This is a genomic window from Bacillus sp. FSL W8-0102, from assembly GCF_038007225.1.
Lineage (GTDB): Bacteria > Bacillota > Bacilli > Bacillales > DSM-4216 > Bacillus_O > Bacillus_O smithii.
Window position 1 is genome coordinate 2,246,983 of the sequence record NZ_JBBOWT010000001.1, and the last position, 21,598, is coordinate 2,268,580.

Sequence of the window (21,598 nt, forward strand, 5' to 3'; positions counted from 1 at the left end):
CTTACGGTTCCATCAAGATTGTTGGATGATATAGGAGGTAATGTACACTTTGACGATTTTTCCTTCCTGCATCACCTCGTTTAATCTTGATTTCAACATTTCCGCCAGCTTTTCTTTTCCGGCTGCCCCTTTCAAATCTTCCGCTCTCATCCCAGATAATAATTCTATAATGATGTCCTTTGTTTGAAAATCACGTTTTTCGAGTTCTTGTTTTGCTTTTTTGCTGTCGGTTTGAATTTTAAAGGAAATGCGGATGAAGTCGTTTGAAGCCAAATTGGTTGTAATTTCCGGTACATCGACGGAACATTCCAGAACTTGATCAATATCCGGTTCTTTTCCTTGATGCCCGCTGTTCGACTTTAACATGATCACCAGCGCAACAGCACCGGCCAATGTGATGACGGTTAAAATAATAAGCATAATGGTCAGCAGTTTATTTCGACCTTGGCCAACCGCTTCATTTCCCATCGCCAGACACCTCCTTATCCAATTTTCCGAACAGTTGAATGCTCCGATAAAAATCCAGCACCAGCTTTTGCACCTGATCTTTGGATTCTTTCACTACATATTTGCGCCCATTCGTTAACGTAATTGTCGTATCCGGAAAAGCTTCGATCGTTTCTATGTAAAGTGCGTTTAACTGAAAGGGCCTTCCATTTAAGCGCGTTAATGTAATCATACTGTCAGAGGGCCGCTAAGAGCCATGCGGCCCCTCCCTCCTTTACTAAAATCTCAAACTCTATCGTTTTAAATTCACTAATTCTTCTAATATTTGGTCCGAAGTTGTTATGATTCGTGTATTGGCTTGAAATCCCCGTTGAGCAACTATCATTTCGGTAAACTCTTCCGATAAATCAACATTGGACATTTCCAAAGCACCAGGAACAATCGTACCGGCTCCATTTGTTCCCGGTGCAATGTTGTTCATTCCGCCCGAGTTGGTTGTGACTTGAAAAAGATTATTTCCGACTTTTTCTAACCCTTCAGGATTTTGTAACTTTGCTAATGCAATTTGTCCTGCTGTTTGCGGAGTGCTGTTTCCATCTACTACATAAGTTACTTTTCCATCCGCACCTATACTAATCGATTTAGCTGTATTGGGAATTTGAATTTTTCCGCCGCCTATTCCTATTACATAAAGTCCATCTTGATTGACAAGATAACCTTGGTTATCCAGATAGAAATTACCGGCTCTAGTTAAATAGTCATTATTTCCATCCCGTACAATAAAAAATCCATCACCGGAAATCGCCAAGTCTAGCGATCTGCCAGTTGTCTGCAAGCTTCCTTGCGTCTGAACCGTATCGATGGCGCCAAGCGTAGAACCTAAACCGACTTGTTTAGGGTTTGTTCCACCACGGGCTGCCGTCGCTGCACTTGCTCCGGAAATTTGCTGACTCACAAGGTCTTTAAAAATCGTACGTCCTTTTTTAAAGCCATAAGTGTTGACGTTGGCAATATTGTTCCCGATGACATCGAGTTTCGTTTGGAAATTTTTCATTCCGCCGATTCCCGAGTACATGGATCGAAGCATATCACATTTCCCCTTTCCGATTTTCTGCGACAGTTCATCGCTTGTCTCAAAGAGTCCCATAATAAGAGGCCGTTCTATTCATCATTTATTTCGTTTCCAGCTTCAAATGACGGCAGTTTCCGTCTTTATCGAGCCATGCACAGACTTTTTCAGGTTTTATCCGTACTAGGAGTTTCAGACGATGCTTGAATTTCTGAAATATTGGCAGGCTCCAATACTGTCCCATCCGTTAACACAAACTCAACGCTGTCTCCTGTAAATCGTACGGATGATACCACTCCATGTCCTTCCTGCACCACCGGGTCTCCATTTGGATCATCGCTGTCTTCCAGTTTGTGATAAGTGACGTTTTTCCCGACAAAAGAACTGTAAGCAATATATTGATTTTGCTGCTCCATATTCAAAAGTTTCTCTAAAGAAGAAGCCAAATTCGTGATTTGTTCCAACGTCGAAAATTGCGCCATTTGGCCGATCATCTCATTATTGTCCATCGGACTCAAAGGATCTTGATTTTGCATCTCGGCCATTAACAGTTTTAAGAAATCATCTTTTCCTAAAATCGAATTGTCTTTTCCATTCGTATTGGATTGATTATTAGTCGTCGGTAAATAAAGGCTTGGATCAATGGTATTTCCCATATTCTCACCTAAACTTCCATATTAATGAGTAGTTCTTCAAAGGAACGGTCGGATTCTTTTTCATCGTCCTTTTGTTTTTGCGGCTGCTGCCGCTGTTCTTGGCGCCCGCCTTCAGATGAATCGCGATGATATGTGTCTAATTCAGGCGGATGAAACACGATCTCCACTTTATCTACGGAAATATTTTGTTGAGTGAATGCCTGTTTTAAAGAAGCTATATTAGAATCAATCAATTCTTTAACGGTTTGAGCGGAAGCCAAAATTCGTGCTGTTACAACGCCATCTTTTTGCTGCAGCTCAATCCGCAGCGTCCCCAAATTCTCTGGATACAATTTAATCATTAAAGTATTCGCATTCGGTTGTTTAGCAAATTGCGACTTTTCTAAGATCTGTCTAAATTTATCAATAAACTGCTGCAAGTTCATCAGTTTCGGATTTGATTGCAACGGAACTGAAATCGTTTCCCCGGCCTTAGCCGTATTGGACTGCAATGAAGAATTAAAAGACGCTTCATGTTCATTCAACGGCTGAATTTCCTTTGCACTCTCTCCCCATTTAGCGACCGATTCAAGTCCTGACAGTTCCTTTTCTCCATCTGTCGTTTGCGTTTGCGGTTGAACATAATGGGAATAAGCCTTTTTCAAAATGGCCAGCTGCTGATTATCGGCTTCAACCGTTTCCGTCTCCGCTTTTTGGCTGATTTCACTTAAAAGCTTTTGAATCCAGTGCACAGACTCTGATACATTCGGTGATAACTGTGCTTTACTGTCGAGGTTCGTTAGCTGTTTTGCCGCTGCGAACAGTGGCACCATTACATTTGGATCTAGTTTTTTCCACTGATCGATGGGTAAAGCGACTAGCCCTTCTAACACTGCGATCAATTGTTCAACAGAATCCTTTTGTATCTTTGAATCGTTTTGTTCGATGTCAGGCGCTCCTGATCCCAGCCATTTGTGGAGGGCATCTGAAACCACAGCTTGAGCCTTTTGTAATAATTCAGACGGCAACACTAGATCTTTTAACGATTCGCCTTGCCACTCGATGGACGGTTTTTCCAAACCCTCCCCCGAGCCTTGACTGCCCTCAAGAATCTGCATAACACGAGCGATCCAGTCTTGCGAAGACGCATTGTTTTGCTGCGATGTGGTAACGGACTTTGATCCCTTTCCGCTTTCTTCCATAACTTGGCTGAACAAAGCAGCAAACGGTGCGCCTTCAGCCATTTGGAAATCAGGCAACTCTAATGCAGCCGTTGATTGGATCGCACCCAACAATGGCATTTTCATCATTCCTGCGTTTAAACTGGCCCCGTTTTTGCTCGAAAAGGGGATCATGCTCCCCAACAAGGGCATTTGTTTCATCCCTGCATTCAAACCCTCACCTCCTTTCCAGTTCCCATCGATACAGAAGAAATATCATTTACGGATTGGCCAACAATCTTGTGTATTTGGCGGCTGTATCTGGCGGGAGTTTTTCCAACACTTGAGCTTGTTGGTCCGTATTCAGCTGTGACAAAATGCTGACCGCTTGTTCATCCGTCATTTTCATTAATATGGCCGCTACATTTTGAGGCGACATCGTTTCGTACGTTTTCGCAACGTTTTTGCTCATTTGAGCTTTATTGGCTGCTTGTTTTTGCTTCGAGAGATTTTCCATCTCAATATTTAGTCGATCATTTTCTACTTGCAGATCCTCCATTTTTGAATTGGCAGAATCCAGCTGATTTTGCAATTGATCAATTTTCGATTGCTTTTTTTTCACTTCTTTCTCTAAGGAAGCAATTTTGTGCACATATTCATTCATCTTTTGCTTCTGCTCATGGGAAGCGGCCATTTGATCTAAAAACGGAATTTTGCCTCCCGCTTTTTTGATAGCATCAGCAAACGATACACCGGACACTGACATAACAAAATAAGCAATCACAGCAGCAAACACAAGCGGTATGATGCCAACAAATAATATCCATTGAAAAGCGCTATACCCTTTCTCTTCTTGGTCTTGTTTGCCGGATTTCTTGTTTTTTGCCATATGACTCACCTGTTTCTCCGATTCATAAACTGAATAACGGAAAGTTCATCCATTTCTTTGTTTTCCATTTGCCCTAACAACTTTTTATATTTCTGCCATTCTTTTTCTTTGATTTTTTCGTATTTTTTCACTTCTATGTTCTTTTCTTTCAGCTGGTTTTCAAACCAGAACATTCTATTTCGAGCGTTCATCACCAGTTGTTGCTGATAGTTAATCATCTTTTCCAAATTACTGATGAACAGCTGATAATGCTGGATTTCATACACCGGAAAGCCGGATGCCAATTGGGCCTCTTGAAAAGCCAGCAAATCTTCCTTTTTCTTTAATAACTCGTATAACTTCTCGGCGACTTGTTCAAATTGCCTTTTGGCGCGGTGATATCCCGATTGAATTTCTTCTTTTTCTCGTTCTTTTATTTGCAGGATTTTTTCGAACTTAAAATAGTATCCCATTACTGCCAGTCTCCTTTTTCACCTAATTGAATAAGCGAACGGATACTTTCTTCCATCGTCGACTTTTCATTCACATCTTGTTTCAAAAAGGAAACAATTTTTGGATAATAGTCAATCGCTTTGTCAATATCCTCGGATGAGCCTTTTTTATAGGCGCCGATATTAATTAAATCTTCGGCGTTTAAATATGTACTCATCATTTCTCTTATTTTTGCAGCAGCATGTTTATGGTCTTCGTCCGCCAACGTGTTCATCAAGCGGCTGATGCTTTTCAGTACATGAATGGCCGGGAATTGCCCTTTATTCGCAAGGTTCCGGTCCAAAACAATATGTCCGTCTAATATTCCACGAACGGTGTCTGCAATCGGTTCGTTCAAGTCATCACCATCTACAAGCACCGTGTAAAAAGCGGTGATGGTTCCTTTTTCGCTAGTACCGGTTCTCTCCAGCAATTTAGGCAAAATGGCAAAAACGCTTGGCGTATAACCCTTTGTCGCCGGCGGCTCTCCGGTAGCAAGCCCGATTTCCCGCTGAGCCATTGCCACGCGGGTGACAGAATCCATCAGCAGCATGACATTGAATCCTTTATCACGAAAATATTCTGCAATGCTTGTCGCCGTATAGGCCCCCTTGATCCTCATGAGGGCAGGCTGGTCGGAAGTTGCAGCCACTACAATGGAACGGGATAAACCTTCTGGCCCCAAATCTCGCTCAACAAATTCGCGCACTTCTCTTCCTCTTTCTCCTATGAGGCCGATCACGTTGAGATCCGCTTTCGTATTGCGGGCAATCATGCCAAGCAATGTGCTTTTGCCGACGCCGCTTCCTGCAAAAATACCGACACGCTGACCTTTTCCTACCGTAAGCAGGCTGTCGATTGCACGAACCCCTACTTCCAAGCGCTCCGATATAGGAGGGCGCTTTAAAGGATTGGGCGGTTCTTGATCGGTTGCGATAGACGAGAGACCTCTAGGCAACACCGAACCGTCCATCGGCATACCGAGCGGATCGACAATTTTGCCGATCAAAGCGGAGCCTACTTTAATTTCCAGCGGTTTCCCCTCAGATTCTACTAAACTTCCCGGCGCAATTTCACTCAAATGGGTATATGGCATTAAAATGACCATTTCATCGCGAAAACCGACAACTTCCGCCAGAATCTTCTTATTTGATTGTTTTTGTGAAGGGTAAATATAGCATATATCGCCTACCGAACAGTCGGGGCCTTGAGATTCGATCATAAGTCCGATTACCCGCTTGACTCGGCCATATTGCTGATAGGACGATATATTGGCGATTTTATGAATGAGATCAGCCGCTTTCAAGCAAGATCACCTTCAAACATTTCCATGAGCGTCTGCCTGATTTTAAACAATTGACTGTCAACGCTGGCGTCCAGCCTTCCATGTATAGTTTCGATAATGCAATCATTTATGTCTAAGTCTTCATCCGGATACAGATAAAGTTCAACGACAGCCGGAAAAATGGCCTCCAATTCTTCCTTTTGCGAAAGCAAAAACTCATAACGAGACGGATGAACGTGGATTTCAACTTCCCGTGAATCCTTAATTTCTTTAAAACTCCTTTTAACAAGAGACGAGAACAGTTCCTCATCTTTTTCTAAAACCGTCCCTAAAATCTTTTCCGCAGTTTTCATCGCCAGCTCCAAAATGACTTTTTCCGACTGAATAATATTCTTTTGAGCTTCCATTTTTGATTGTTCGACAACATTTTTCGCGGATTGAAGCAACGTTTTATATTCTTTGTAGCCATCCTGCCGTCCTTGTTCTATCCCTCGTTCATATCCTTCCTGATAAGCTTGCTCCATTAAAGATTCCTTTTCTTGTTTCCACGACAATTTTTCTTGTTCTAGTTGTTCCTTTAGCTTTTTTGCCTCGTATTCCGCTTTCTCCATGATTTCATCTGCTTCTTGCCTTGCCTTTACAAGTAGTTGCCCCTTGTCTAAGTCTGTGCCGGCAGCAGACTCTTCATTTAATTCGGTGGTGGAGACTTCTCTTATGTTGATCACTCTCGCGGATCGTTTTTGTTGGTAGCCCCACGAAGATTTCAATATTTTAGACAATAATATCATCTCCTCCGCCCCGGGCAATGATAATTTCTCCAGCATCTTCCAATTTCCGAATGACACCGACAATGCGCGACTGAGCTTCTTCGACATCACGAAGACGGACAGGACCCATATATTGCATTTCTTCTTTAAACGTTTCTGCCATTCTGGACGACATATTTCGAAAGACTACTTCTTTCACTTCCTCGCTGGCGACTTTTAATGCAAGCAACAAATCTTCATTTTCGCAATCGCGGATAACACGCTGGATCGAACGGTTATCTAATGTCACGATATCTTCAAATACAAACATCCTCTTTTTAATTTCTTCTGCCAGTTCCGGATCTTGAACTTCCAAAGTATCTAAAATCGTTTTTTCCGTCGAACGATCCACACCGTTTAACACTTCAACAACTGTTTCAATTCCTCCAGTTTGCGTGTAGTCTTGCGTAACGGTGGCACTTAATTTTCTTTCTAAAATCGCCTCAACTTCACTGATGATTTCCGGAGAAGTCCGATCCATTATCGCAATTCTACGCGCCACATCCGCTTGAACATCTTGAGGCAATTCTGACAGGATTTGCCCTGCTTGCTGCGGATCCAAATAAGAAAGTATTAACGCAATCGTTTGCGGGTGCTCATTTTGTATAAAATTTAAAATTTGACTTGGGTCCGCTCGCCGTGCAAAATCGAACGGACGGACTTGCAAGGAAGAAGTAAGCCGATTGATGATGTCCTGAGCTTGTTCTTTGCCAAGCGCTTTTTCAAGGATCGTTTTCGCGTAACCGATCCCTCCTTGAGAAATATAGTCTTGGGCCATGGCAAGTTGCTGAAATTCTTCCATCACTTCATCTTTTGCCTTTGAATCTACTTTTTTCACATTGGAAATCTCCAATGTTAACCGCTCAATCTCTTCTTCGGTCAAATGTTTGTAGACGGACGCCGAAACATCCGGCCCCATCGAAATAAGGAGAATGGCTGCTTTTTGTTTGCCTGTTAACTTGTTTTTCGTTCCGGCCAACCTTCACCCTCCTATTCCTCAGACAACCAAGTTCTGATTAGTTTTGCAAACTCTTCTGGCTTTTCTTTCGCCATTTTTTCTATCTGCTTCCTGCGCTCCAATTGCTCATTATTTTTTTCTTCTTCTTGTTGAATTTTTTCAGCTGCAAGTTCAGACTCCAACAGTTCTTCCTCTAATTCGTCCTCTCTTGCCATCCGCGAACGGATTAAGAAGAAAACAAGCAAGCCAATGATTAATAATAAGATCGCTCCGATCAAATAAGCCCACCACGGAAGGAGCGGCTGCTTTTGATCCTGAAACTTGATTTTGCCGTTAAACGGTTGAACAGAAACGGCAATTTTGTTTTGAATGTCATTATCCGTCAACTGTGTTCCTGTACTCTTGTCAATGGACGTGCTAACAACAGTTGACAATATTTTTTTATGTCGTCCACCCGGCTTTGCGGAAGAGACGCCGGATCATTCGCTTTTGGCGGCTCAACTAACACTTGAATACCTAAATCGCGAATTTTATAAGGGCTTTCTACAATTTGTCTATGAATGCGGTTGATCTCATAGTTAATCGTTTCTTCTTTATGTTCGGAATTTCCGCTGCCGGTTTGACCTTGAACATAAGTGGATCCTACTGTATCCGCTTGGTTTTGGGATTGAGGGGTTCCTCCTTGAGCAGCGTTTGTCCCAGTATATGTATCGGATATTCGTTGGGCGCTGATCTCAATTCCCTTCATATTTTCTTTATCAACAGGTTCTACCAATTTTTCGTCCCGTTTTTCTTTTGTAAAGTCGATATCGGCCGTAACAGATACGACTACTTTGTCTTGGCCCATCAAAGTACCGAGCATGGTTTGGACTTGCTGTTGGATGTCCCGTTCCACTTGCTTTCTCACATTCAATTGCTGTGCGAACTCATCGCCGGTTGTATCGTCATTATTTTGCAAATCATAGTACTCAAAATTTTGGTTCATAATGACAATATTATCTTCCGGCAAATTCGGAACGCTTTTGGAAACCAAATGATAAAGGGCTTTGATTTGTTTGTTATCAAATTGATATCCCGGCTCGGTTTGCAAAACGACAGACGCTGATGCTTCTTCGTTTTTATCACTGACAAACACACTTTTTTCCGGAAGATTGATCATGACTTTTGCATCTTTGACACCATCAATGCTTTTAATTAAGTTCGCAAGTTCGGTTTGCATGGCATCCAACTTCAATACGTTGAATTCATTGTCTGTCATTCCGAATTTTGCATTTTGGCTAAAAAAGCTGTAGTCAATCTGTCCCGTTTTAGGCAATCCTTCAGCCGCCAAGTCCACTTTCAAAGAATCCACCGAATCTGAAGGCACCAAGATGGTGGTTCCCCCGTCGGTAATTTCATACTTGACGCCGCGGGAATCCAAATCTTGCTTGATTGACCCGACTTCTTCCGGCGATAAATTGCTGTACAAAGGCTCCATTTTCGTTCTCGTTGCAAAAAAGGTGATAACACTCGCCAGTAGCACAATTAACGCTAAGCTGCTTAGAAAAATCGTTTTTTGTTTCTTTGAACGACTTTTCCAGAAATTTGATGCATTAGCAAAATATTGTTTTAATTTTTCGTTCATTATGATCCCCCGGTTATTTCTCTTAATCTCTCAACATAACCGTTTTATTAGACTTGCATTCTCATGATTTCCTGGTAAGCTTCGACCGCTTTATTTCTAACTTCTACCGCTAAATTCAGCGCTACTTGTGCTTTTTGGGAAGCAATCATGACTTCATGAAGATCTACATCATCACCAAGAGCCAGTTTTTGGCTAAGTTGATCGGCCTGCAATTGGCTGTCATTCAAGCTGTTTATGGAATCTTTTAATATATCACGAAAATTGGAGTCTTTTTGCTGGTTTGTATCAGCCTTTGTGAGTGTAGGGGCGGACGGCTTAAAAACGGACTCAACCGCGCCTATTGATTGAATCGCCATATTTGCAAAACTCCTTTCAGTGTGATTATAAGTTTATGAGCTTATTTTCCGATTTCCAAAGCTTTCATTAACATCCCCTTTGTGGCATTCAGTACGGTGACATTTGCTTCATACGAACGGGTTGATGACATTAAATCCACCATTTCTCTTAAAGGATCCACGTTGGGCATTTGTACATATCCGGCTGCATTGGCATCTGGATTTTCCGGATCATAAACAAGTTGAAAAGGTGTCGTCTGGTCTTCTACAATTTTCGTCACTTTTACGCCGCCGCCGGCAGTGGAGGCATTGCCGCCATTTATCGCTGCCTGCATGTAGGATGAAAAATTGGTCTGTTGCGGCTCTAAAACAACCATTTTTCTCCGATATGGCTCCCAATGTCCATTGACCATTTTCGCCCTTGTCGTATCCATATTCGCCATATTAGACGATATGACGTCCATTCTTACTCTGTCAGCAGTTAATGCAGAAGAGCTTATATTCAAGCTTTGAAAAATCGACATGACTATTTCCCACCTTTAATAACCGTATTTAAGGAAGAAAATTTTCCACTAATCAACTCGGCCATCGCATTATAATAAATTTGATTACTTGCAAGATCCGACATTTCTTTATCCATATCGACACTATTTCCATTCTCGTTATAGGAGGATGGACGGCTGAAAATGGCACTAGACAACGTATTTTCATTTGGAAACGGGAAATGTCTCCGATCCGTTCGATAGGCGGTTAATTGGTTGGACTTGGACGATTCCAGCAGTTTTTGAAAACTGACATCCTGGGCTTTGTAGTTGGGCGTGTCAACATTGGCGATATTATTGGCTATGACCTTTTGTTTTAATGCCGAATAGTTTAGCGCCTGTTCTAGCGTTGTGATTGAATTTGAAAAGAAATCCATTTTTTCACCCCCATCCCTTGAATTCTTTGTCTTAAAAACCGTCAAAATCCTCCCTCAATAAAGTTTATTTTTCTCCCGAATACTCGCTTTTTCTCAAAATTTCATAGACACTTAATAGAATACACACCTCATTTAATGGATATATGTTGAATTTTTTTAAATAATTTACATGGTAGGGGGCATCCTATCAACCAAATTGTATTTATTTGGTAAAAATAAGGTATAACCGTGCTTCATCATCTCCACATCACTCACGGTCGCTAACCCTCCCACATCTCTCCGGATTGAATTCCATACATTCCTTCGTCCTGCGTATCCATGAGGTGGAGGTTGGATATGCTCCTTTGCTGGGTCACATGCCCGTATGGAATAAATAAGCTCCAACTCTGCACTATTGGTGTTTGTCATTTGAGATAATTACGGTATTCTGAAATGATTTCATGAACTTAATAAAGCCTTAAGCTGCCTGTAATGAATCGATTTGAGGCAAACCTCTCAATAACTTTGAACCATCAAATTCACACTGTTTTTGACCAATGACAAATAAGACACGTAGTAATTTACAACACAAGGCAATCAGTGACTGCTGTTTCTTCAAAGGTCGATCAGGACGCTTTGTGTAGTATTGATGCAGGGCTTTAAACGTTGGATTATGGGCAACGAGTGGACGAATGGCCAAGTATAAAGCTCTTCGCAATCGACTTCGTCCTCGTTTTGTGATCTTGGTTTGCCCCTTAAACTTCCCGGAACTATGTTCACGTAATGACAGCCCTGCCAGATTTACTAATTGCTGGGGATGACTATACTTTGTTATATCCCCGACCTCAGCGAAGAATAGCGCGACTGTTGTAGGACCTAAGCCTTGAATATTGATCATTTCCTTCGCTCCAGGTATCGTTACTACAAGTGCTTCCAGATCCTTATCTAACTGTCCTAATTGCTCTTTGTATAGCTCATATTGATCGAGTAAATAATCCAATTCACGTTTAGCAAACTTGATACCAATTTGGATACCAATGCTCTTTTTCGCTGCTTCTATTAACTTTGTAGCTCGTTTGATTCCTACACCACGGTTTACTTCTTGTTTCCATTTCGCAAGAACTTCTTCTGATGTCATTTCTTTAATCTGAGAGGGGAATGGAAAGTTTCTTAATGTACAAAGAGCTGCCTTTCCTTCCCAGTCTTTAAATACATCGAAAAACTCCGGAAAGTAACGCTGGATGTGATTTTGAATACGACCTTCTGTGATCATAAGCTGCTGGATGAGCTGATCTCTTAATTTGACGCCTTCTCTTAGCTCTGCATAGATGCCATCTAAGAGATTTGGTACGGAGTATCGCCCATCTTTAATCAGCTGTGCAATCACACGTGCATCTTTCGTATCGTTTTTAGTTGGAGAGTTATCATCCAGCTCTTTAGTTTTTTTGACATGCATAGGATTGACCAAGACAAAGTCATAACCTTTAGCAGTCAAGAAATAGGCCAGACTCAGCCAGAAATGACCGGTCGGCTCAACACCAAAAATGACATGTGTTTTTTGGTGTTCCTTTTGATGCCTCGAAACCCAATCAAGCAGTTTTTGATAGCCATGTATGCGATTTTCAAAGATCAGTCTTTTTCCAAATTCGATTCCTCGATCATCCTGAGCTCGAGCGACGTGTTTGTCTTTGGCGATATCAATGCCTACAATTAATGTTGATGGTGTAATTTGCGAGATTTTACGATTTTGCGTATAATTCATCTTGAGTCCTCCTTGGTAATTATTAATTCGGGGTCAATGCATTGACACCCTGTACTATACCAAGAGGGCTCTTTTTGTTTCAAACCTCAAATTTCTTCATTACAGGAATAGCTTCTTTTTCGATAATTGATCATGTTTTTAGAATGATGGTGTCGCGGCCAATTCCAATGATGATGGACAAGACAAAAATCTCAACATCCTTTTACCAATAATAACCTATGGGACATATTTGTACCATGACCTATTAACTAAAAAATCCTACAATGTAAAATATATCATATTTTCCTTTGTCGAAACACTGGGACTTTTTGCTCTTAATATAGTTGTAATAATTCTGAATAGAAGGATAACGGCTATTATTTAGTATAACGCTTTTTTGTTGTACAAAAAATAATGTAGTTTTTTGTCGTTATCTCCTTTTCCTATCATACATTGGGCTTATACCGCTTTATATGAACGGATGAATCTTGTCATTTTTTGCACATCCACGTGAATACCGCCAGTTCCTTCATTGCATGACTGTTGTCAATGAAAGGAGAATTATACGACTTTTCCATTATGATAAAATCTGATTGTTCATTCATTTGAAATGTTACATTCGTCTTTTGTATTTATACTTATAAAAAAACCGCCGAAAAATCGGCGGTTGAACATGATTAATGAGATTTTAATTTTTCAAGTTCCACTAAAAATTTATCATTTAACACTTTAATATAAGTACCTTTCATTCCGAGAGAGCGTGATTCAATCACTCCGGCACTTTCCAGTTTGCGAAGGGCGTTGACAATAACAGAGCGGGTAATGCCGACACGATCAGCGATTTTCGAAGCCACTAACAGCCCTTCTTTACCGTCCAGTTCCTCAAATATATGTTCGATCGCTTCCAATTCACTGTAAGAGAGCGAACTGATAGCCATTTGAACAACCGCTTTGCTGCGGGCTTCTTCTTCAATTTCTTCCGTTTTTTCACGTAAAATTTCCATCCCGACTACAGTGGCTCCATATTCTGCCAAGATCAAGTCATCGTCTGAAAATTGTTCATTCAGGCGGGCAAGTATGAGAGTTCCAAGACGCTCTCCTCCGCCCACGATCGGCACGATTGTTGTTAAGCCGTTTCTGAACAAGTCTTTGTTTTCAACCGGAAAAGCTGTATATTCACTGTCGATATCCAAGTTTGGAGAAGTCTCTTTAATGTTGAACAAATTATTCGTATATTCTTCCGGAAAACGGCGTTCTTCCAGCATTTTTTTCATACGCTCATTTTCAATTTGCTGATGAACGGCAAATCCGAGCAATTTTCCTCGACGGCTTACCACAAACACGTTGGCCCCAATCACTTCGGCCATCGTGATCGCCATTTCTTTAAAATTCACAGGTTTTCCTGCAGCTTTTTGTAGCATCGCATTAATTTTTCTAGTTTTGGTTAATAGATCCATTACTGTTCCTCCTAATACTATTCAATTTTTATTTATGATATGAACGTTGCATTTTCCCTATTTTATAACTCTGTCAAGAAGATTCAAACTAGAGTATAAACTGGCTTAAATCCTTATCCTTTGAAATAGCTGCTAATTTTTCATCCACATATTGAGGAGTGATTTGGATCGTTTCCAAATTGATATCCGGTGCTTCAAAGGATAAGTCTTCCAACAATTTTTCCATGATCGTTTGAAGTCTTCTGGCTCCAATATTATCAGTATTTTGATTAACCTTAAATGCAAGTTCAGCGATTCTTTTTATAGCATCGTCAGAAAATTCTATTTTTATACCTTCCGTTTCCAATAATGCTTGATATTGTTTAATCAAAGCATTATCAGGCTCAACAAGAATGCGTTGAAAATCTTCTACAGACAACTTTTGCAGTTCTACCCTGATCGGAAAGCGGCCCTGAAGTTCCGGTATGAGATCAGACGGTTTTGCCATATGGAAAGCACCCGCTGCAATGAACAAAATATAATCCGTTTTAATTGAACCATATTTGGTCGTCACAGTCGAGCCTTCTACGATTGGCAAAATATCTCTTTGAACACCTTCTCTCGATACATCGGCAGAAGAAGAGGTTCCGTTTTTATTGGCGATTTTATCAATTTCATCAATGAAAATAATGCCAGTCTGTTCAGCACGATAGATGGCTTCTTGAACGACTTCGTCCATATCAATTAATTTTTGAGCTTCCTCATTGATGAGTACTTTCCGTGCTTCTTTCACCGGCATTTTTCGTTTTTTCTTTTTCTTTGGCATAAGGCTGCCAAGGGCCTCTTGGAAGTTTTGACCCATTTGTTCAATTCCGGACCCTTGCAGAAGGTCGAACATGGAAGGTTGTTGTTCTTCAATTTCAATGGTGACCAGTTCGTCTTCCAATTCCCCTTTTGCCAACCTTTCGGCAATTCTTTTACGCTTTTCGTGGATATTTTGATCATTATCCGTGTCGCCCGCTTGATTTGATTCCGATTCGGTGCTGCTGCCGAATATCATTTCAAATGGGTTTTTATAGTGATGGGAATTGTTTTTGCCGGGAACGAGCAGTTCAACAAGCCGTCTGTTTGCCGCTTCTTCTGCACGTTCTTTTACCCCCAGCATTTTTTCTTCTTTTACCATACGGACCGAAACTTCTGCCAGATCACGGACCATTGATTCAACATCACGTCCCACATATCCGACTTCCGTGAATTTTGTCGCTTCTACTTTAACAAATGGAGCTCCGACTATTCGGGCAATTCGTCGAGCGATTTCCGTTTTACCGACTCCTGTCGGTCCAATCATCAAAATATTTTTCGGAATAATTTCATCCCGAACATGATCCGGAAGCAAACTGCGGCGATATCGATTTCTCAGTGCCACCGCCACTGCTTTCTTCGCTTCCTTTTGCCCGATGATATATTGATCAAGCCGATCGACAATTTGTTTTGGCGTTAATTCCAGAGCGCTTTTTTTCAAGGAAACTCACCCCTTTACAGCTCTTCCACTATAATATGGTCATTCGTATAGACGCAAATTTCACCGGCAATTTCAAGAGCTGCTCTCGCAATTTCTTTCGCCGAGAGCTCATTACCGGAAAATCTTTTTAAGGCGCGGCCGGCAGCCAGTGCATAATTCCCTCCGGAACCAATCGCCAAAACACCGTCATCCGGTTCAATGACTTCCCCTGTTCCAGAGATGAGTAAAAGAACTTTTTGATCCATGACAATCAACATGGCCTCCAATTTTCGAAGCACTTTATCGCTTCGCCATTCTTTGGCGAGCTCCACAGCAGCCCTTTGCAGATTTCCATTATACTCTTGAAGCTTTCCTTCAAACATGTCGAATAAAGTAAAGGCATCCGCTACGCTTCCGGCAAAACCAGCAAGCACACGTCCGTTGAAAATTTTTCTGACTTTTCGAGCCGTGTGTTTCATGATTACGGCTTCGCCAAACGTGACTTGGCCATCCCCCGCCATTGCACATTGACCATTATGCTGTATGGCAAAAATGGTTGTCGCATGAAAATTGCTCACTGTCCTTCCTCCTTATCCGGACTAAGCCCGAGGATGATGATTTAAGTAACTCTTTCGCAAATGCTCATTCGTCACATGTGTGTACAACTGAGTAGACGATAAATGAGAATGGCCCAACAATTCCTGAACCGCTCGCAAATCCGCCCCATTATTCAACATATGCGTTGCAAAGGTGTGCCTTAACATATGAGGGTGAATTTTTCCTGATAATGATGCTTTTTTTATGATTTGATTTAAAATATGCCGTATGCCCCTGGGCGTTAATGGTCCACCGCGGGCATTCACAAATAAGGCGGAATGTTGATGGTCATTTTTTTGTATAAGTATGCTTCTAGATTTTTGTATGTAACGCTTGATGGCTTCTTCGGCAAAACTGCCAAAAGGGACATATCTTTCTTTTTTTCCCTTTCCTTTCACTAAAAGTGTACACAATTCGAAATCAATATCATTCATTTGAATATTAGCGCACTCGCTTACGCGAATTCCGGTGGCGTATAATAGTTCCAGCAACGCTTTATTTCGGATGGCAAGGGGTTCCTCGCCTTCACAAGCAGCAAATAAAGCTTGCATTTCTTCATCATAAAAAAAGTCAGGCAGCCTTTTTCCTTTTTTAGGCTGGGACACAAGTAAAAATGGATTTCCAGTAATCTTATTTTCTCTTTCTAAAAAGCGATAAAAACTTCTTAAACTGGATATTTTTCTAGAAACGGTCGTTCTAGCCATTTGCTCTTCATATAACTTCGTCAAAAAAAGCCGGGCATCTATATACTCCACATCCTCGACCTTTTTGATACTTTGCTCAATCATGAACTTATAAAACTGCTCGATATCACGGCGATAATTGTCAATTGTATATTCGGAGTAGTTTTTTTCTATTTGCAAATACTGCAAAAAGAACTTCAACTCATCTTCCATGTCGGACACCTCACAGGGCTACTAAATAGTAACATATATCAGCAGCCCTTGCAATGTTTCTACAAACTTTTCACAAAGTTATGAATTGTTTCTAATGCTCGACGTGCGTATTCCATATTTCTTTCTTTTTTATCACGAATTTTCTTCGGAAGTGCAGGAAACAATCCAAAGTTCGCATTCATCGGTTGAAAATGGTCCGGATTAGCAGTCGTAATATAATGTGCCATACTGCCAATCGCCGTAACAGCAGGAAATTCCACAGGGTCTAAGCCTTTCGCCAGTCTTGCAGCGTTTAATCCTGCCACTAATCCGCTGGCAGCTGATTCTACATATCCCTCTACCCCCGTCATTTGCCCGGCAAAGAATAAAGTGTCCCTATTTCGAAATTGATAGGTCGATTTTAGTACTTTTGGCGAGTTAATAAACGTATTTCGATGCATGACACCGTAACGGACAATTTCAGCATTTTCTAATCCGGGAATTAAACGGATCACTTCTTTTTGCGGCCCCCATTTCATATGCGTTTGAAAACCGACAATATTATACAATGTCCCGGCAGCGTCATCCTGTCTCAGCTGCACGACTGCAAATGGACGTTTATTGGTACGAGGATCTTCCAATCCAACTGGCTTTAGCGGCCCGAACAGAAGCGTCTTTTTCCCTCTTTGCGCCATTACTTCCACCGGCATGCATCCTTCAAAATATTTTTCTTCTTCAAACTCTCTTAATGGAACGGTTTCCGCCGCCAATAACGCTTCGTAAAAACGGTCAAATTCTTCTTCCGTCATCGGGCAGTTCAAGTATGCCGCTTCCCCTTTATCATAGCGGGATTTTAAATATACTTTGTCCATATCGATGCTTTCTTTCTCAATGATCGGCGCCGCGGCATCATAAAAATAAAGATAATCTTCGCCAGTCAGCTCTTTTAATTTTTCTGACAACGATGGGCTGGTCAGAGGACCGGTCGCAATAACCGTTATGCCTTCTGGTATTTCCGTCACTTCTTCCGTAATGACGGTAACATTCGGATGGTTTTTCACTCGATTTGTGACATTGGCTGCAAATTCATGTCGGTCGACCGCCAGAGCTCCCCCTGCAGGTACTCGGCAATCATCAGCAGAACGAATGATGACGGAGTTAAGTGTTCTCATTTCTTCTTTTAATACACCAACTGCATTAGTAAGAGTATCGGCACGCAATGAGTTGGAACATACCAGTTCCGCAAATTTATCGGTATGATGAGCCGGTGTTTGTTTGACCGGCCTCATTTCATAAAGATTGACCTTTATTCCCCGTTCTGCGATTTGGAACGCGGCTTCGCTTCCGGCAAGACCGGCTCCTACTACATTTACTGTTTGTGTCATATTTGTATTGCCTCCTGATAGATGAACCTTATCGTTTTACTGTCTCTTCTTTATCCCGTATGGATTTTACAACAGCTGAATCGTCAAAAAAAGCGTTTTGCTTACCACGAAGAAAGAGTGAGCGATTTTGCCCACCCTTCCGTGATCTTATTGGAATCTTAACATTCCTCACACGAGGCTGTTTTACGGACTGCTTTTGCTGCAGGCATTTTCGGAACGAAAGGACAAAGAACGCCCACATTCAATCATGCAGCCAAATTCCATTTATTGTTGCGGTTGTTCTTTATATTCACACTGTGTACATTGAACTTGCACACCTTTTTTTAATTTTTTTTCTACTAACAGTCCTTCGCATTTCGGGCATTTACGATCAATCGGTTTATCCCATGAAAGAAAATCGCATTCCGGATAACGGTCGCAGCCGTAAAAAATCCGGCTTTTTTTGCTTTTTCTTTCTATTATATTTCCTTTATGGCATTTCGGGCATTTCACTCCGATTTCTTTCACTATCGGCTTAGTGTTTCGGCATTCCGGAAAATTGCTGCAGGCCATAAACTTTCCGTATCTGCCCATTTTAAATACCATCGGGCTTCCGCATCGTTCGCAATCTTCCCCGGCATACTCATCTTTTATTTCTACTTTTTCCATTTCTTGTTCTGCTTTATCCAAATGTTTTTCAAAGCCTTTGTAAAAATCATCTATGACTTTGATCCACTCTACTTTTCCTTCTTCGATTTCATCCAATTCCTTTTCCATATTGGCCGTAAATTCCACATCTACAATTTCCGAGAAAAACTCAAGCAATAATTCATAGACAATTTCGCCAAGCTCTGTGGGAACAAAGCGTTTATTATCTAAAGACACATAGCCTCGTTTTTGTATCGTATCAAGAGTAGGAGCATAGGTGGACGGTCGTCCAATCCCAAGCTCCTCCAGCGTTTTCACTAAACGAGCTTCCGTATATCTTGGCGGTGGTTGTGTAAAATGCTGTACAGGTTCAATTTTTTCCGAATTTACTCTATCACCTTTTTGTAAATCAGGCAACCAATTTTCCTTTTCTTCTTTGTTATCGTCCGTTCCTTCCACATAAACTTTCATAAATCCCGGAAATTTTATTTTGGATCCATTTGCCCGAAACAGGACCCCATTTTGCAGAAGATCCACACTGATGGTATCCATGATCGCAGGAGCCATTTGACTAGCTACAAAACGCTCCCAAATCAGTTTATACAGTTTAAATTGGTCTCTGGTTAAATATTCTTTTATTTTCGCCGGCTCTCTAAATGTGCTGGTAGGCCGAATTGCTTCATGGGCATCTTGAGCATTTGTTTGCTTTCTTTCTTTTCGCTTTTCCGTTGGAGTATAGTTTTTTCCAAAATGTTCTTCTATATACTGTAAAGATTCTTTCTGAGCCACTTCCGATATACGTGTCGAATCGGTTCTCATGTACGTAATCAAACCGACCGTGCCTTCTTTTCCCAGATCAATCCCTTCATAAAGCTGCTGGGCGATCATCATTGTTTTCTTCGCACGGAAATTAAGCTTTCTGGCAGCTTCTTGCTGTAAAGAAGATGTGGTAAAAGGCGGAGCAGGGTTTCGTTTTCGTTCTTTTTTCGTAACGCTGTCAACCGTGAATTCTTCTCCGTTAAGTTTCGCTAAAATTTCCTTTACTTGCTCCTCTGATTTCACATCCTGTTTTTTTCCATCGATCCCGTAAAACGAAGCTTGAAAACGATCGCTATTTTTTCGAAAGACTGCTTCGATCGTCCAATATTCCTCCGGCTTAAAATTCTGAATTTCTTTTTCTCGATCGATGATAAGCCGAAGTGCAACCGATTGAACTCGGCCTGCGCTCAATCCTTTTTTTACTTTCTTCCAAAGCAGCGGGCTTATTTTATACCCTACGAGACGATCCAGCACCCTGCGCGCCTGCTGGGCATCGACCAAATCCATATTGATCGGCCGTGGATGTTTGAAAGATTCTTTAATGGCATCTTTTGTGATTTCATTGAAAACCACACGGCAGTCTGAGTCCATGTCGAGGTTTAGACTATGAGCCAGATGCCATGCAATGGCTTCTCCTTCACGGTCCGGGTCGGAGGCAAGATAAACTTTTTTCGCCTTTTTGGCTGCTGATTTCAGCTCTTTTAAGATGGCGCCTTTTCCGCGAATAGTAATATATTTTGGTTCAAAACGATTTTTTATATCAACTCCCATTTGGCTTTTAGGCAGATCGCGGACATGCCCCATGGAAGCCTTCACTTTATATTTTTTCCCCAAATATTTTTCAATGGTTTTTGCTTTTGCTGGGGATTCCACTATTACGAGATAATCTGACATGTGTAAACCTCCCCTAACGGGTAAAAATGGAAACATTTATACGAAAGATATACCCACTGATTAGAGGCATCTTCCGTTTGTAATGTTTTCTCTCGTTTTTCAGTTTTCATAATTTTGGAAACTTGTTTGCGAGTATTCTGTTGCACAATGTATAACAGAATGAAAAGAAATGCAACCTTTTTACATAAAAAATCTGTTTTTCATTCATAATCCGTTGTGGATGAAAAAATTCCTATTTTCATTTTTATGTTGAAATTTTTTTCTTTGCCTCCATTTAAAAAGCCTTTATAATATCTTCGGCGTTTCTAACAAGATGAGCTCCATCCGCAATTAAATCATGTGTGCCTTCGGAAAGGGGATCAAAAATGGCGCCGGGGACTGCAAACACTTCTTTTCCTTGCTCCAAAGCATGCTGAACGGTGATCAAAGATCCGCTCCGCTTTCCTGCCTGTATGACCACCGTACCAATCGTCATACCGCTAATAATTCGATTTCGTTCCGGAAAATGCCACTTTTTCGGTTTCCTATTTGGCGGATATTCTGAAATTAAAAGCCCTTTTTCCGCAATAAGTTTAGCTAAAGGAGCGTTTTCTTTCGGATAAAGATGAAAAAAGCCGCCGCCAAGTACAGCAATGGTTTTCCCGCCAGCTTGTAAGGCCGCTTGGTGGCTGAAGGAATCAATACCGGAAGCCAAACCGCTGACAATAATAAATTTTTCCTCTACCAACGGCGGTATAAACTCGGAGATGACTTTTTTTCCATAATCATTTCCTTTTCTGGATCCAACAAACGCAATCTTTTTCTCATCAGATAAAAGCCGGGAATCTCCTGCTGCATAAAGACCCCAAGGCGGGGTGGGGATTTGCTTTAACAAGCGAGGATAATTAGAATCATATATGGGAAAAAACTTAATTTGATAACGATTATATATATTCAACGATCGATGAATGTCAAAGGAATGGATTTCGTGATAAATCTGAAGAGATTTTTCCAAGGGGATGGACAAAACTTCACTGAAATGGCGGGCAGAATAAGAGTAGATATGTTTCAACGAAGGATCGGCCTTTAACAGGCGAAAGATTCTGTTCCAAGTCATCGACGGGCAATGAGATAAATGAAACAGTTTTTGCGACAATTCATCCATAA

21 protein-coding genes and 1 pseudogene are annotated in these 21,598 nt (G+C 41.3%); all 22 read right to left on the minus strand.

Annotated features, from left to right (window positions below; translation table 11 throughout):
• Positions 1–12: 12 nt before the first annotated feature.
• The 22 genes and pseudogenes from fliL to dprA all read right to left on the minus strand — a co-directional run bounded on the left by fliL (position 13) and on the right by dprA (position 21,596).
• Positions 13–468, minus strand: a complete 456-nt coding sequence (fliL, locus tag N1I87_RS10755; RefSeq protein WP_341094697.1) for a flagellar basal body-associated protein FliL — start codon at positions 466–468, stop codon at positions 13–15.
• The gene (locus N1I87_RS10760; protein ID WP_341094700.1) at positions 458–679 is read right to left on the minus strand and encodes a flagellar FlbD family protein; all 222 of its coding nucleotides are present in this window, start codon (positions 677–679) and stop codon (positions 458–460) included. The genes fliL and N1I87_RS10760 overlap by 11 nt, the downstream gene beginning before the upstream one ends.
• A gap of 60 nt (positions 680–739) precedes the next feature.
• A complete protein-coding gene (flgG, locus tag N1I87_RS10765) occupies positions 740–1,534 on the minus strand; it encodes a flagellar basal body rod protein FlgG (RefSeq protein ID WP_341101674.1) in 795 nt (264 codons plus the stop codon).
• Positions 1,535–1,683: 149 nt separating this feature from the next.
• Positions 1,684–2,172, minus strand: a complete 489-nt coding sequence (locus tag N1I87_RS10770) for a flagellar hook capping FlgD N-terminal domain-containing protein (protein WP_270583017.1) — start codon at positions 2,170–2,172, stop codon at positions 1,684–1,686.
• 8 nt (positions 2,173–2,180) lie between these two features.
• Entirely contained in the window at positions 2,181–3,545 is a 1,365-nt protein-coding gene (locus tag N1I87_RS10775; protein WP_341101677.1) for a flagellar hook-length control protein FliK, read from the minus strand.
• Positions 3,546–3,591: 46 nt separating this feature from the next.
• A complete protein-coding gene (locus tag N1I87_RS10780; protein WP_327797868.1) occupies positions 3,592–4,200 on the minus strand; it encodes a MotE family protein in 609 nt (202 codons plus the stop codon).
• Positions 4,201–4,205: 5 nt separating this feature from the next.
• Positions 4,206–4,652 (minus strand): flagellar export protein FliJ, encoded by a 447-nt coding sequence (gene fliJ / locus N1I87_RS10785; protein ID WP_341101680.1) that lies wholly within the window; start codon positions 4,650–4,652, stop codon positions 4,206–4,208.
• Positions 4,652–5,977, minus strand: coding sequence for a flagellar protein export ATPase FliI (gene fliI / locus N1I87_RS10790; RefSeq protein ID WP_341101682.1), 1,326 nt, complete (start codon positions 5,975–5,977; stop codon positions 4,652–4,654). The genes fliJ and fliI overlap by 1 nt, the downstream gene beginning before the upstream one ends.
• Positions 5,974–6,735 (minus strand): flagellar assembly protein FliH, encoded by a 762-nt coding sequence (gene fliH, locus N1I87_RS10795; RefSeq protein ID WP_341101684.1) that lies wholly within the window; start codon positions 6,733–6,735, stop codon positions 5,974–5,976. Before fliH ends, fliI begins: the two co-directional genes overlap by 4 nt.
• On the minus strand, positions 6,728–7,741 hold the full coding sequence (gene fliG, locus N1I87_RS10800) for a flagellar motor switch protein FliG (RefSeq protein WP_341101686.1): 1,014 nt from the start codon (positions 7,739–7,741) through the stop codon (positions 6,728–6,730). The genes fliH and fliG overlap by 8 nt, the downstream gene beginning before the upstream one ends.
• Before the next feature lie 11 nt (positions 7,742–7,752).
• Positions 7,753–9,344, minus strand: a pseudogene (gene fliF, locus N1I87_RS10805) (flagellar basal-body MS-ring/collar protein FliF).
• A gap of 47 nt (positions 9,345–9,391) precedes the next feature.
• Positions 9,392–9,700: a flagellar hook-basal body complex protein FliE gene (fliE, locus tag N1I87_RS10810; RefSeq protein ID WP_341101690.1), complete on the minus strand. Its 309-nt coding sequence runs from the start codon at positions 9,698–9,700 to the stop codon at positions 9,392–9,394.
• 41 nt (positions 9,701–9,741) lie between these two features.
• Positions 9,742–10,203, minus strand: coding sequence for a flagellar basal body rod protein FlgC (gene flgC / locus N1I87_RS10815; RefSeq protein ID WP_341101692.1), 462 nt, complete (start codon positions 10,201–10,203; stop codon positions 9,742–9,744).
• 2 nt (positions 10,204–10,205) lie between these two features.
• The gene (gene flgB, locus N1I87_RS10820; protein WP_341101694.1) at positions 10,206–10,598 is read right to left on the minus strand and encodes a flagellar basal body rod protein FlgB; all 393 of its coding nucleotides are present in this window, start codon (positions 10,596–10,598) and stop codon (positions 10,206–10,208) included.
• Positions 10,599–11,055: 457 nt separating this feature from the next.
• Positions 11,056–12,339, minus strand: a complete 1,284-nt coding sequence (locus tag N1I87_RS10825) for an IS110 family transposase (protein ID WP_270584767.1) — start codon at positions 12,337–12,339, stop codon at positions 11,056–11,058.
• 656 nt (positions 12,340–12,995) lie between these two features.
• A complete protein-coding gene (gene codY, locus N1I87_RS10830; RefSeq protein WP_003354571.1) occupies positions 12,996–13,775 on the minus strand; it encodes a GTP-sensing pleiotropic transcriptional regulator CodY in 780 nt (259 codons plus the stop codon).
• An 88-nt stretch (positions 13,776–13,863) separates the two neighbouring features.
• A complete protein-coding gene (gene hslU / locus N1I87_RS10835) occupies positions 13,864–15,261 on the minus strand; it encodes an HslU--HslV peptidase ATPase subunit (protein ID WP_341103367.1) in 1,398 nt (465 codons plus the stop codon).
• A gap of 29 nt (positions 15,262–15,290) precedes the next feature.
• The gene (gene hslV / locus N1I87_RS10840; protein WP_341101699.1) at positions 15,291–15,833 is read right to left on the minus strand and encodes an ATP-dependent protease subunit HslV; all 543 of its coding nucleotides are present in this window, start codon (positions 15,831–15,833) and stop codon (positions 15,291–15,293) included.
• Positions 15,834–15,854: 21 nt separating this feature from the next.
• Positions 15,855–16,748: a tyrosine recombinase XerC gene (gene xerC, locus N1I87_RS10845; RefSeq protein WP_003354568.1), complete on the minus strand. Its 894-nt coding sequence runs from the start codon at positions 16,746–16,748 to the stop codon at positions 15,855–15,857.
• Positions 16,749–16,807: 59 nt separating this feature from the next.
• Complete coding sequence (trmFO, locus tag N1I87_RS10850) at positions 16,808–18,112, minus strand: FADH(2)-oxidizing methylenetetrahydrofolate--tRNA-(uracil(54)-C(5))-methyltransferase TrmFO (RefSeq protein WP_341101703.1); 1,305 nt, start codon at positions 18,110–18,112, stop codon at positions 16,808–16,810.
• A gap of 264 nt (positions 18,113–18,376) precedes the next feature.
• Positions 18,377–20,452: a type I DNA topoisomerase gene (gene topA / locus N1I87_RS10855; RefSeq protein ID WP_341101706.1), complete on the minus strand. Its 2,076-nt coding sequence runs from the start codon at positions 20,450–20,452 to the stop codon at positions 18,377–18,379.
• Between the two features lie 274 nt (positions 20,453–20,726).
• Positions 20,727–21,596, minus strand: coding sequence for a DNA-processing protein DprA (gene dprA, locus N1I87_RS10860; protein ID WP_327797880.1), 870 nt, complete (start codon positions 21,594–21,596; stop codon positions 20,727–20,729).
• Positions 21,597–21,598 lie beyond the last annotated feature (2 nt).

What these genes read in the sequence shown, in the direction of transcription:
- xerC (WP_003354568.1), bottom strand. Translation starts at nt 16,748, where the DNA reads ATGGAAGATGAGTTGAAGTTCTTTTTGCAGTATTTGCAAATAGAAAAA.
- flgB (WP_341101694.1), bottom strand. Translation starts at nt 10,598, where the DNA reads ATGGATTTCTTTTCAAATTCAATCACAACGCTAGAACAGGCGCTAAAC.
- topA (WP_341101706.1), bottom strand. Translation starts at nt 20,452, where the DNA reads ATGTCAGATTATCTCGTAATAGTGGAATCCCCAGCAAAAGCAAAAACC.
- flgC (WP_341101692.1), bottom strand. Translation starts at nt 10,203, where the DNA reads ATGTCGATTTTTCAAAGCTTGAATATAAGCTCTTCTGCATTAACTGCT.
- fliJ (WP_341101680.1), bottom strand. Translation starts at nt 4,652, where the DNA reads ATGGGATACTATTTTAAGTTCGAAAAAATCCTGCAAATAAAAGAACGA.
- dprA (WP_327797880.1), bottom strand. Translation starts at nt 21,596, where the DNA reads ATGGATGAATTGTCGCAAAAACTGTTTCATTTATCTCATTGCCCGTCG.
- N1I87_RS10770 (WP_270583017.1), bottom strand. Translation starts at nt 2,172, where the DNA reads ATGGGAAATACCATTGATCCAAGCCTTTATTTACCGACGACTAATAAT.
- trmFO (WP_341101703.1), bottom strand. Translation starts at nt 18,112, where the DNA reads ATGACACAAACAGTAAATGTAGTAGGAGCCGGTCTTGCCGGAAGCGAA.
- fliE (WP_341101690.1), bottom strand. Translation starts at nt 9,700, where the DNA reads ATGGCGATTCAATCAATAGGCGCGGTTGAGTCCGTTTTTAAGCCGTCC.
- flgG (WP_341101674.1), bottom strand. Translation starts at nt 1,534, where the DNA reads ATGCTTCGATCCATGTACTCGGGAATCGGCGGAATGAAAAATTTCCAA.
- N1I87_RS10780 (WP_327797868.1), bottom strand. Translation starts at nt 4,200, where the DNA reads ATGGCAAAAAACAAGAAATCCGGCAAACAAGACCAAGAAGAGAAAGGG.
- N1I87_RS10825 (WP_270584767.1), bottom strand. Translation starts at nt 12,339, where the DNA reads ATGAATTATACGCAAAATCGTAAAATCTCGCAAATTACACCATCAACA.
- N1I87_RS10760 (WP_341094700.1), bottom strand. Translation starts at nt 679, where the DNA reads ATGATTACATTAACGCGCTTAAATGGAAGGCCCTTTCAGTTAAACGCA.
- codY (WP_003354571.1), bottom strand. Translation starts at nt 13,775, where the DNA reads ATGGATCTATTAACCAAAACTAGAAAAATTAATGCGATGCTACAAAAA.
- fliL (WP_341094697.1), bottom strand. Translation starts at nt 468, where the DNA reads ATGGGAAATGAAGCGGTTGGCCAAGGTCGAAATAAACTGCTGACCATT.